Raw genomic sequence first — 12,419 nt, 5'->3', positions numbered from 1 at the left:
AAAATCTTCGCGCGGGGCTCATAGGTTGCCTACGAAGCCGCCCGAGACGTCCCCCATGTCCTCCTCGCCTCGCTGGGAGACCGAGGGAGACGTTCCCCTTTTGCTTCTAGCTCGACGATGACGCATCGCAGGACGTCTCCGACGTCCTCGTCGCTCGACGATGACGCAGCCAGGGACGTTCCAACCTCGTACCTCGTCGAACTCGTGTGTTTCCTTCCCTGCGACACGTGAGGATGTTACGCTCGCTGGCAGACATGGGGGGGAGCCACGAGGAGACATGGGCGTCAGCTTGAATCAGATCCCGCGCGCCGAGAAGCGCGACATCGCCAAGAAGCTCAAGGACAACCTCACCGCGCGCGCCGTGAAAGGCCCCCCGGAGCCTGCGCTCGACGCGTATATCGACGAATGCGCGGAGGTCGTCGACGAGCTCGACGCGCACGTCACGGGGAACGTGCTCGCGGAGGCGGAGCGCACGGCGCGGCTCGCGCAGCTCGCCAGCGCGGACGACGCGGTCGATACCTGGTATCGCCATATCGAGAGTTACATCGACATCGAGGCGCGCCGCCGTACGAGCCCCTTCGCGCTCCAGGCCGCCGCCGTCCACCAGGCCGCATTCCCCGATGGCCTCGCGCACGTGGACGATCCCATCGCCGACGAGAATCGGATCTGCCGGGATGCATTGGTGATCCTCCGGTCCCCGGAGCACGCGGCGACGCTCACGGCCATCGAATTGCCTTCGGTATGGCTGGAGAAATGGGAGACGGCGCTCGACAAGAGCGACGCGTTGCTCGCCGAGGTGGAGAAGGCGCGCACGGACAAGCGTACGCACGTCGGCGGTGGCCGCGACGCGGAGACGGATTGGGTGGAGCTGATGGTGCGGCTCCGGCGGTATGTGTCGAGCCGGGCGAAGCGGTCGGAGACGGCGAAGATCCAGGAGGGGAAGGTGCTGCTCGCGCCGCTGCTCGATGCAATGGCGAAGCTGCGGGCCGAGGCGGCGGCGCGGGCGACGCGGAAGGGGAATGAGAAGCAGGAGAGCCCCGCGGAGGAGACGACGGGCTGAGCGGTAGCGGGGAGCGGGCTCGGCAGCCCCCGCCTCGCGCCCTCTGTGCTATGGGGTGAGCGTGAGGGGGGGCTGTGCCCACGATCGAGCACATCATCGAGACGCAGGGTGCCCGCATCCTCGAGCGCTGGGCCGAGGAGGCGCAGAGGGCGGCGTCTGCGCGTGGGCTCTCGCAGCCCGAGCTGATGAACATCATGCCGGCATACCTCGGGTCGCTGGCCGCGCCTTGCGGGGCGGCTCCGGATCGCCGCCGCCAGGTCGAGCTCGTGGAGAGCCACGTCGCCTCCCGGCTCCGCCACGGCTTCGACCTCGCCGAGGTCCAGAGCGAGTTCGCGCTCCTCGGGCGCTGCATCTTCCAGGTGTGGGCAGCCGCTCCGCCCGAGGAGCGCTTCGACGCACAGCAGATCGAGGGAGTCCTCGAGGTCATCCGCGCTTCGACCGTGCTCGTGTCCGACATGTTCGTCCGGCACCTCCTCGACGACGCACAATCGGAGAAACGGTTTTTCAGGCTCATACGGCAGGCCTTCATGGAGCGGAAGCCCCACGAGGGCGGCGCGCCCCCGACATTGGCCCACCGGCTCGAAGCTGCCATGCCGCTCGTCATGGAGGCGCTGGACGCGGCCACGGCGGCCATTCTGCTTTACGAGCCCACCAGCCACGAGCTCGTGATGACCGCGTCCGCGGGGCTCGCCGACGAGCGCGTCGCGCAATACGCGCGCGCCGTCACGCCCTCCTCCTTCGCCGGGATGATCGCGACCCGGGGCGAGACGACCACGATCTTCGACGCCGAGACGACCGATCTCGACGTCACCGACACCCTCCGCCGCAGCGGAATCCACTCGCTGCTCGGCGTCCGGATCCCCATCCATCATGCCCTCATCGGCGTGATGTACGTCGGCTTGCGCGCGTATCGTTCTTTCTCGGCGCGGGAAAAAGGGAGGATCGAGGCGATCGCCGAGCACCTCGGGCTCCTCATCGAGAATGTGGAGCTTTACCGCCAGCTCGAGGACCGGATCGCGGAGCTGAACGAGGAGCAGAAAATGCGGGACGTCTTCTCGTCGATCCTCGTGCACGACCTCCGTGGGCCCCTCTCTGCGGCCCGCGTGGCGGCGCAAATGCTCGAACGCTCGACGGACGAGGCCAGGGCGCGCCACTGGGCGTCGATCGCCCTTCGTAGCTTGACCCGAGCCGATCGTATGGTGAGCGACCTGCTCGACGTGCAACGTATCCGCGCCGGCGAGCGCCTGCCGCTCTCGCGCGAGCGCTGCGATATCCTCGATATCGTGAGAGAGCTCTTCGCCGAGCTCTCCCAGCAGCACGGCGACCGGCTCGTGCTCACCACGCCCGAGGGGCCCACGACGGGGAGCTGGGGCCGGGAGGAGCTCCGGCGAGCCTTCTGGAACCTCGCGTCCAACGCGCTGAAATATGGTTCGGCGGGGGGCCCGGTGCGGTTCACCGTGCGATCACTGCCGGATCACGTCGAGGTGGAGGTCCACAACGAGGGCCCGCCCATCCCCGTGGACGAACAGGCCAGGCTGTTCGAGCCCTTCACCCGCGCTCGCCACGAGCACGCGGCGCCGGGCGGCTGGGGGCTCGGGCTGGCCATCGTCCGCGGCGTCGCGGAGGCCCACGGCGGGAGCGTCGACGTGGAAAGCGCCCCCGGACGTGGGACGTCGTTCACGATGCGGCTGCCATTCGACCGCGAGGCGCCCATGAGTCCGGATGTATGATCCATTGAGGCGGCCGTGAAAGCTTGCGGTGGAGGCGCGTGTGCGTGAATCCGGAGATCACGCAGGCGCGAGCATCTTCAAGCGCTCCCGGGCGAGTCGCACGCGGGCGTAGACGGTCTTCAGCTTCAGGCCGAGCGTCTCGGCGATCTCCCGGACCGAATGCCCCTCCAGGTAGGGAACCAGCACGGCCCGAATGCGCGGCCGGCTCTTCGCGCACGGTTGAGCCCGATCACCACGAGCCACGGACGAGCATGCTCCGGCGTGACCAGGCGGCGGAGGAAGCTGCGATGTTCGAGGTAAAGGCGGCCGAGCAGGGCGTGTGATGCAGAAAAGTTTGCCGGCGGCGGGCGCAGGTGTAGCGTTGTCATTAGCTCATGACTCCGGGGACGTCGGGGTTGTGGGTCAGGCGCCGGTCGGTGTTCGTTGCACCGGCTGGCGTCGCTTGTTTTGTCTCATGGATTGGGGAGGAAAGCAACCGTGAAATGGGGGGATTGGTTCGTCGGCGGAGCGTCACCCCCCAACCCCCTCTCCGCACAGCCTGAGCATTGGTCTCATCTGGCAGGCGCAGAGCCGGGGCGCTGCCCCGGACCCCGCGGGGGCTACGCGCCCCTCGACCCGCGCCAGGGCAAGCCCTGGACCGGGGGTTGAAAAACTGCGCTCCGCGCAGTTTTTCAAACAGGCCCGCGAAGAGGCCGGGTCGCCAGCAGAACCAGCAGCGCGGCTGTCTTGGTTGGCAGGGTCGTGGGCCCGGGGCGCGGGTGAAGGCACGTGCGTCGTGGCCTCTACTCGTCGACGACCCGGATCGGGAGCCAATCGAATCCGGTGACGCCAGCGTCGCGGAAGATGCGCCAGACCTTGGGAGTGACGAGGAAGAGGGGGTACGGGAGGACGGATTCGGAGACGTCGCCTTTGAACTTCACCTCGCCGAACCATTCCCAGGTTACATTGATGTCGCGGGTATCGGCGATGTCCGCCGTGCGGTACACGAGGCGCGTGGGGAGCTTGGCCGGCGTGGTGAAGCTGCTCCGCCCGCAAGAGCATGACTTGTAGGGCTCGATCCCGGTCGAACGCGGCGATATCCGAGGCAGCGTGTGCGTCGCGCAGAGCTGCCGCCACGGGAGCTGAAAATGGCCCCGCTTTTCGAACGCCGCGAAGACACCCCGGAAGGAAATCCCCGTGGCACCGCTGTCCGCGAGCGCGCCGGCCAGCTTTTCGTCGACGAGGATGTCGTTGTAGCAAGTGTGCATTGCGCGCTTACCCTCGAGGATGTGGAGACTTTCGCCGTCGACGACCATCGCCGACGTCTGCCGAGCTCCTGCGCCGCAGAGTTTGCACGCCTCGGACATGTCGTACTTGGTCCCCACCCGCGGCCCCGCGAAAATACCATCCAGGAGGACGGTGGCGTCCATGACGATCAGGCGCGCGGCTTCGAGCTCGTCATCGGTGAAGCGGTCGTAGCGCCACTCGAACCAACCTACGATGCCGAGCTCCTCGAGGAGGCTCAAGAGTCGGGGCACGCGTTCGTCCGTCTCGTCGAGCGTGACGGTCGTGGTATCCGCGACCTCGTCGAAGACGGCCACGTCAGGACCGCAGCCAAGAGGACCGAGCATGGTCTGTGGTCCTCCTGGGACGCGGCGGTTCATGATCATGATGCGAACCTCGGTCCTCATGTCGTGCCTCGATGTCCCATGTCACTTTCCGAAGTACGGCTTGATCGCGTCGAGCCAGTGGGGATGATCCGCATATGCCTTCTCGTATAACTTCCACAAGTCGAGCTTGTCGCGGACGCTCGATCTATTCGCGGCGAAGAACTTGTTGAACCGACGGTGCTCCGCCACCGTCAAGAGCACCGACGGTATCTTGTCAAGCTCTTTCGTGATCCCCAGGTCCCGCGCCATCGCCTTCTCAAGGATGTGGTGCGCCTCGTACCTCCCCTTCATGCCATCCGTGAACTTGCTCAGCACCTCGTACGGGGCGATGGTCTGGTTTTGCGCGAGCGCACTCGTAATCTCCTCCCCGTACTGCTTCGCCAGGAGCTCCGCCGTCTCCTTGGTCAGCTCCTCGGCCCCCTCGATGATGAGCGGCGCCTTCTTCGCGCAAGCCTCCTCCAGCTTCTTGGCGAACTTCTCCGCCTGCCCGACGAGCACCCCCGAGGCGACCTGCGCAATCGCCGCCGCGGCCTGGACGATGGCGCTGTCGACGCCGTCCTCGCTGCTGCCGCCGATGATACCGAACCGCTTGCCGTCCTTGCGCGCGAGGTCGTGATTGAACTCGCCATTCAGCATCGCGGAGGCGATCGAGAGCTCGCGGACCATCCGTTCGAGGGGCGTCAGCGCCTTTTGTTTGCCTGTCCCATCGCCCGCGTCTCCGCCCTTGCAGCCCTCCTTCGTCTGCTTGCAGGAGACCACGCTCACGAGCGGTCGCCCCTGCCGATGCTGGATCTCCGGCAATGCGCCGCCGCGATCCACGAGCGCGCATTGCTCGTCCACGCATCTCGGCGGACGCACCTCGTCCCGCGAGGGCAAGACGCCTTCCTTGCTCAGGATCCCCGATTCCCGCGGCAACTGCGGCTCCTTCGACAGCACGCCCTGCGGCGGCGGTGGTCGCCTCGCCTCCTCCGGCGGTTCCTCGCTCCTGACGCGATACTTCTCGACGCGCTCCTCGATGCTGGCGGAATCGTCCCCGCTGCCGTGACCGCCACCGTCACCGCCTCCGTTTTCGTCCTCCGCTTTTTTCTTTGAAGCGGATGGCATCTCAGGCGCCGGGGCGGACGGCGGCGCTGGTTTGGGCCTGGGCGGCGGCGGCGGCTCGCAAGCCAATGCCTTGTCTTGGAACTTCATCGGCATCAAGCCCCGGTTCTTCAGGTCCGCCCGTGGATCGAACACGAAAAGCGGCAAAACGTCGTGGCAGGCGACGAGCTGCCGAGCCGCTGGGCCGAATGCGGGATGACCCGAGAAATCGTACGTCCACTCGTTGTGCATCGGGCCGTGCGGGTGCGCGCAGATGCCGATGTATCGGATGGGCGTCTTGCGCTTGCATTCTTGCCCATACGCAGGCGACGTGAGCACGACGAGAAGAAGCAGCGACAAGCACCCGGCGAAGACACGGCGAAGCATGGGCGGCCCCCTCGGTCATCGCAGCCCCTCCCTCCGCGGCGGTGAGCGAGCCTGCGGTCTTCCTGGGGATCATTGTCCATCAGGACGGAGGAACGGAGCAAGGAGGAACATCGCTTCGGTGGGAGCGCGCTCGGGACTCGCCCCTCTCCCGGGACGGGAACGGTGTGGAGAGGGAGGGTTGGGGTGGGTGAGGCCCGTGCCTGTGGAACATTCTCTGAAACGTTCCCACTGCACACTTCCGCCGCCCGCTTCCAGCCACATGAAATCACCTGGAGGTGAACGGCGATATGCAAAGGCAACACGAAAAAAGCGGCATGCTCCGGCGTGCCATGGTGGGCGCTTTCTCCCTGGCGATCCCGACAATCCCGACCGTCGTGATGGCCGGCGACGCCCAGCCCGCGGCCCAGACCTCGCGCGTGCAGGTGACGGCGAATGCTGCCCAGCCCAAACCCGCGCCCCTCGCGAATCCGCGTGCTCTCGGCGGATTCGTCTTCCAGCCGCCCACCACGCTCGAGAGCCCCTTCATCACGAACCACGTTCGTATCGAGACCGGCGCGGGTTTGCTCATGCAAAACGCGGTCAAGCCGGAGATCGCGACCCCCGGCGCGCCCGCCACGTACGACCTGCGCCTCGGCGCCCTCCAGCAGCGCGTGAACGTGGGGGTCGCCTTGACGCCCGACCTGAGCCTCGGCTTCGACGGCGGCGTCATGGGGTATGCCGGCACCAATGCGCAGAGCGCCCTCCAGGTCGGCAGCGGCGTGGGCGTCGAGGCGCGCCCGGCGCTCAAGATCGCGCTCGTCAATGACCAGGACGCCGGGTTCGCCATGAGCGTGCGCGCTTATGGCACCGCGATGCGCGCCATGGGCGTGCGCCCCGCCGCCACCGACAAACGCGTCGTCACGACACAACAGACGAGCCAGACGAGCAAGCCGCGGGCCGTGGGGGCCGCCGCGGGGTCGAACGTCGACGTGAGCGCGCTCGGCGGCGGCGTGTCGCTCAGCGCCGCCAAGAACATCGGCAGATTCGTCGGCGTGCAGATGGAGCTCGGCGGCGAGGTCTCGCGTGTCATGAGCGGACATGCCACACAGACCCGCGCCTCCGCGTATCCGCACACCGTTTATGCGGGCACGGCGGCTTCGGTGGATCTCTCGCCGATCGCGCCCGTGGGCGCCATGGTCGAATATCGCATCGACCACAGCATGATCTCCACGGATTCGACCTCGAACGCCGCAGCCTCGATGGGGGACGTGGCGCGCGCGAACATGCATCGCGTGTCGGCCGGCGTGTATTACACGGCCCGGCAGAACCTCGTGCTCGGCGCCGTGGGCACCTACGGCCTCGCGCAAGGGCACGTGCCGGGCCCGTCCGCCACGAGCGGGCAGGCGCAGTTCGCCGGCGGTCGTTTCACCGTGGGTTATTTCTTCTAGCCGCCCTCCCATCCAGCTCCCGCGTACGTTTGCGCTCGTATTGGCGTTTGCGCTTTCGCCCACGCTCTCTCCGTCTCCTCGACCCGCCTCCGCCCCCTTGAAACCCCGCGCGGACCGAGCGACCATCACCTCGGAGAAAGGGGGACCGCCGCGTGTCCACCGACGATTTCGCCTTCGCGTGCGAATCCATTCCTGGCGACGGGCCTTTCGGGGCGTGGGGGGCGCTCCGGGTCGTGCGTTTTCGCGGCCGGGAGGCGCTCTCCGAGCCGTATCGGTACGAGATCACCCTGCTCGCGAAGGCCGGCGCGCCGGACGTCGATCCACGCGATCTCGTCGGCAAACGCGCCACGTTACGCGTCGCCACCCTCTCGAATCCTCCCTTCAAGGTCGTGCACGGCATCGTCCGGGAGGCGTCCGAGCTCGCCGACCTGCCCGAGGGCGCGCTCCTCCGCGTGATCCTCGATCCCCCCTGGGCCCGCGCGTCGCACCGCACCCGCTCGCGCATCTTCCTCGACAAGAGCCTGCGCCGCATCCTCGAGGCCGTCCTCTCGGGGGATCCGCTCATGGAGCACCGGAGCGCCGCCGAGGTCGAGGAGGACGACGGCGCGCCGAGCTTCTCGCCCGCGCAGGAGCTCTTCACCTTCCGCGTGCAGGACACCTCGCGGCTCGACGATCCACGCGCGCGGCCGTTCGTCGTGCAGTACGAGGAGAGTGATTTCGTGTTCGTCTCGCGCCTGCTCGAGGAGGAGGGCATCAGCTACCACTTCGAGAACGGACGGGAGTCGTGCCTGCTCGTCTTGACGGATCACGACGGCGGCCGGCCGCGGCTCGAGCCCGCGGAGCTCGGCGCGCAGATCCCCGGCCGCGCCGTGAGCCACCTGGCGCTCGGGGCGCGGCTCCGGCCGACGCGGGTCGTGCTCGATGATCACGACTGGCGAAAGCCGACGCTCGACATCCAGGCGAAGGCCGGCAGCGGCGAGCTCGCCGAGTACCATTATCCCGCGGCGTACGCGGACGCCCCCGACAAGGGCGCGCCGCTCGCGTCCGCGCGGCTCGATCGGTATCACGTGGAGGCGCGTTACGCGGCCGGCGCGGGCTCGGCGCGGGTGCTCTCGGCCGGGTCGATCTTCGAGCTCGTCACCGAGGAGCCGGGGCACGAGGGCGAGTACGTCGTCACGCGCCTTGACGTGCGCGGTGCGCAGCAGGGCGTGCTCGCGCAGCCCTCGGCGGAGGACTCGATCCCCTGGGAGGCGCGCTTCGAGCTCGCGCGGCGGGGCGTGGGCAACGCCGTCGAGGCTTCGCGGTTCCGCCCGGCGCTTCGCACGCCGAAGCCGCGGATTCGTGGGGTGCAGACGGCGGTCGTGACGGCCGATCCCGGCGCGAGCGGGGCCGAGGTGAACGTGGGCGGCCCGGACGGGCTCGCCGTCGGTTGCGTGCGGCTGCGGTTTCACTGGGACACGGAGGCGGCGCGGCTCGCGAAGGAGCCCGCGAGTCGATGGGTGCGCGTGAGCCAGATCTTCGCCGGCGCCGGGGAAGGGGCCGTGTTCCATCCACGCGTCGGGGACGAGGTGATCGTCGACTTCGAAGAGGGCGACCCCGACAGGCCCGTCGTCGTCGGCCGCGTCTACAACGGCGCGAACCTGCCCGCGCGAGGCGGAGCACACGAGAGCTCGATCAAGTCGCTCTCGACGCCCGGCGGCGGCACGTACAACGAGATCATGTTCGGCGACGCGGCAGGCGGCGAGCTTTTGCACTACTTCGCCGGCAAGGATCAGACGACGGACGTCGCGAACTTCCGGCGCGAGAGCGTGGCGTCGAACGCGAAGATGACCGTCGGCGGCGACAACACCGAGACGATCGGCGCGAACCGCACGGAGAGCGTCGGCGCGAACGACACGCTGACGATCGGCGGCAACCAGACGATCACGATCGGCGGCGACGCGGTCACGATCATCGGCGGCAACCACACGCACACCGTGGGCGCGAACGAGCTGAACATGGTCGGCGGATCGCAGACGATCGGCGTCGGCGGGAGCGTGACCGAGGAGGTCGGCGGCGCGGTCGACGAGACGTACGGAGCTTCGCGCGACTCGACCGTGGGCGGCGCGGTGACGGAGAGCTTCGGCGCGATGATGAAGGTCACGGTGAGCGGGGACGTGACCGAGAGCGCGGCCTCGCACGCGCTGACGGTGAGCGCCGCGCGGCTGATGATGATCGGCGGCAACTACAAGACCGTGGTGACGGGCAGCGTCACGACGCAGGTGGGCGCGGTCGAGATCGAGGCGAGCGGCGGGCCGCAGACGATGGAGGTCGGGGGATCGATCACGCGAAATGGCCCGCTGCACCTCACGGCTTCGGCGTTCGAGGACGACATCAAGAGCGCGAAGCTCGACGCGCAGGGCTCGTCGATGTCCATCAACGTGATCACGCTGGAGGCCATCGGGATGACCCGCGACGTGACGGGGATCGGCAAGTCGTCGAGCGGCGCGGAGCCGAGCGCGTACGGCTTCGAGAAGCGGATGTGCGGCGGGATCCTCAAGGTCGCCGCCGTCGGGCTCGTGGCGTCGGGCGTGGACCACCAGGGCGGCGGGCCGAACGTCGAGGCCTGAGAGCAAGAGGAACCCATGCCGAGCTTGGACTACACGTTCGCTTGTGAAGAGGTCTCCGGGGCCGACCCCTGGGCCTCGCTCCGGGTCGCGCGGCTCCGCGGCGTCGAGGCGATCTCGTCGCTGTATCGGTACGAGATCCTGCTGCTCGATCCGGCCGGGACGACGGCCGTCGAGGCGCTCGTGGGCAAACGCGCGACGCTGCGGATCACGACGCTCTCGGCCCCGCTGTACAGGAGCGTGCACGGGATCGTCGTGGAGGCCGAGGAGATCGCGCGGCTGCCGGAGGGGCGCACGTTACGCGTGGTGCTCGCGCCGCCGTTCGCGCGCGCCACGCACCGGAGGCGGTGCCGGATCTTCCTCGACAAGACGCTGCGCGAGATCGTCACGGCCGTGTTGCTCGGGGATCCGCTCGTGCACGAGGCCGGCGCCGAGGCGCCCGCGCCGGATCTCGGCGACGCCGGGTATACGCCGGCGAAGGAGGCGTTCGCGTGGCGCGTGGAGGACACGTCGCGGCTCGACAGCCGGCGCGTGCGGCCCTTCGTCGTGCAGTACAACGAGAGCGACTTCGCGTTCGTCTCGCGGCTGCTCGAGGAGGAGGGGATCAGCTACCACGTCGAGAACGGCGCGGAGACGAGCCTGCTCGTGTTGACGGACAGCGACGCGGGGCGGCCGCGGCTCGCGCCGGATCTCGTGGGCATCGGGATCGACGGGCGCGAGGTGCGTGGGTTCTTCGCGGGCGGCAAGCTGCGGCCCGGGGCCGTCTCGCTCGGGGAGTACAACTGGAAGCAGCCCGGCCTCGACATGGCGGCGCGGGCGGGCGAGAAGGGCGCGGATCTCTTCGAGGTGCTGTATCCGGGCGGGTTCCCGGACGAGGCGAGCCAGGGCCAGCCGCTCGCGAAGGCGCGGCTCGAGCGGCACAGGACGGAGGCGCGGTTCGCGCGGGGCGAGGGGCACCTGCGGGTCCTCGGCGCGGGGACGATCTTCAAGCTCGAGCACAAGAAGCCGCGGCTCGAGGGCGAGTACCTCGTGACGTCGCTGGAGGTCGTGGCCGAGCAAGCGGGCGTGCTCGCGAGCGGCGGGGACGGCGGCACGAGCGAGCCGTTTTTCGTGCGGTTCGGCTGCGCGCGAAGGGGGCAGGGGACAGCGGTCGAGGCGAGCGGGTTCCGCCCGCCGCGTGTCACGCCGAGGCCGCGGATCGTCGGGACACAAACGGCCACCGTGACCGCGGAGCCCTCGTCGCCGGGCGCGGAGATCCACATCGGCGGGCCGCCGGGCGCGCAGATCGGCTGCGTGCGGCTCCGGTTCCACTGGGACACGGACGCGGCGCGGCTCGCGAAGGAGCCTTCGAGCGCCTGGGTGCGGGTGAGCGAGCCCTTCGCGGGCAGCGGCATGGGCGGCGTGTGGCACCCGCGCGTGGGCACGGAGGTGATCGTCGATTTCGAGGAGGGGGATCCCGATCGTCCGCTCGTCGTCGGCCGCGTCTACAACGGCAAGAACCGGCCCTACCACGGCGGCGCGCCCAGCATCAGCACGCTGAAGTCGAACGCGAGCCCCGGCGGGGCCGTGCACAACGAGATCACGTTCGACGACACGGCAGGCGCCGAGCGCATCTACACGAACGCCGGCAAGGACATGGAGACCGACGTCGGCAACGAGCGCCTGGAGACGGTGGGTTCGAACAGCGCGATGACGGTCGGCGCGAACGACACGGAGACGATCGGCGCGAGCTCGGCGGTGACGATCGGCGGCGACGAGACGGTCACGGTGGGCGGCAACGACACGGCCCTCGTCGGGGGCAACGTGACGACGACGATCGGCGCGAACTCGGCGACGATCATCGGGGGCAACGAGGCGCACTTCGTCGGCGCCGATCAGTCGATCTCGATCGCCGGGGCGCACACCGAGCTCGTCGGCGGCAGCGTGACCGAGGAGATCGGCGGCTCGCTCACGACGAGCGTCGCCGCGAACGAGACCGAGACCGTGGGCGGCGACCGGACGACGACGATCACCGGCGCGCACACGCAAGGCTTCGGGGCGGCGCACCTGAAGATGGTCGGGGGCAACCGCGAGCTCTCGTGCGCGAGCCTCGACACGACGGTCTCCGCGGCGTCGATCCGCATCGTGGCGGGCTCGGTCACCACGAAGATCGCGGGCAGCCACACGCTCGACACGGGCGGCGGCGCGATCTACCTCGCGCCTCGGTACAAGGCGCTCGATTCGAACCGGAGCGACGTCGACGTCGCGAAGTACACGATCACGGGCCTCGACGTGACGATCGGCGGGATCGCGCTCAGCGCGACGGGGTACTCGTCGTCGACGATGGGCGTGAGCGCCGCGGCGGCCGGGCTCAACCTGGAGCTCGTCGGCGCGGACGTGGACGCGTTTGGCCTGCTCACGCGGGTCGACGGGGGGCACATGCAGAACAACGGGGTCAAGACCCGGGTCGGGCTCATCATCAAGCTTTGAGGGCGCTCGCG

8 protein-coding genes are annotated in these 12,419 nt (G+C 68.9%); 5 read left to right on the top strand and 3 right to left on the bottom strand.

The annotated features are described in order from the left end of the window. Positions 1–277 precede the first annotated feature (277 nt). Entirely contained in the window at positions 278–1,060 is a 783-nt protein-coding gene (locus tag GF068_RS03060) for a hypothetical protein (protein WP_153817764.1), read from the top strand. A gap of 74 nt (positions 1,061–1,134) precedes the next feature. Beyond that, positions 1,135–2,790: an ATP-binding protein gene (locus GF068_RS46850; RefSeq protein WP_153817763.1), complete on the top strand. Its 1,656-nt coding sequence runs from the start codon at positions 1,135–1,137 to the stop codon at positions 2,788–2,790. Between the two features lie 57 nt (positions 2,791–2,847). Here GF068_RS46850 and GF068_RS03050 read toward each other — a convergent pair whose 3' ends face one another. The 3 genes from GF068_RS03050 to GF068_RS03040 form a co-directional block, all read right to left on the bottom strand. After that, on the bottom strand, positions 2,848–2,976 hold the full coding sequence (locus tag GF068_RS03050; protein ID WP_153817762.1) for a sigma factor-like helix-turn-helix DNA-binding protein: 129 nt from the start codon (positions 2,974–2,976) through the stop codon (positions 2,848–2,850). 596 nt (positions 2,977–3,572) lie between these two features. Then, positions 3,573–4,400: a hypothetical protein gene (locus GF068_RS03045; RefSeq protein WP_153817761.1), complete on the bottom strand. Its 828-nt coding sequence runs from the start codon at positions 4,398–4,400 to the stop codon at positions 3,573–3,575. Between the two features lie 81 nt (positions 4,401–4,481). Next, positions 4,482–5,906 carry a hypothetical protein gene (locus tag GF068_RS03040; protein ID WP_153817760.1) on the bottom strand — a complete coding sequence of 475 codons (1,425 nt, stop codon included), beginning with the start codon at positions 5,904–5,906 and terminating at the stop codon, positions 4,482–4,484. Between the two features lie 314 nt (positions 5,907–6,220). Here GF068_RS03040 and GF068_RS03035 point away from each other — a divergent pair, with 314 nt between their 5' ends. From GF068_RS03035 to GF068_RS03025, 3 genes are all read left to right on the top strand, one after another. Continuing rightward, on the top strand, positions 6,221–7,333 hold the full coding sequence (locus tag GF068_RS03035) for a hypothetical protein (RefSeq protein WP_153817759.1): 1,113 nt from the start codon (positions 6,221–6,223) through the stop codon (positions 7,331–7,333). 152 nt (positions 7,334–7,485) lie between these two features. Then, positions 7,486–9,942, top strand: a complete 2,457-nt coding sequence (locus GF068_RS46845; protein WP_338046187.1) for a type VI secretion system Vgr family protein — start codon at positions 7,486–7,488, stop codon at positions 9,940–9,942. 15 nt (positions 9,943–9,957) lie between these two features. Next, positions 9,958–12,408 (top strand): type VI secretion system Vgr family protein, encoded by a 2,451-nt coding sequence (locus tag GF068_RS03025; protein WP_153817758.1) that lies wholly within the window; start codon positions 9,958–9,960, stop codon positions 12,406–12,408. Positions 12,409–12,419 lie beyond the last annotated feature (11 nt).

This window comes from Polyangium spumosum (assembly GCF_009649845.1).
Taxonomy (GTDB): Bacteria; Myxococcota_A; Polyangia; order Polyangiales; family Polyangiaceae; genus Polyangium; species Polyangium spumosum.
This window is presented reverse-complemented; position numbering and strand designations above follow the sequence as displayed.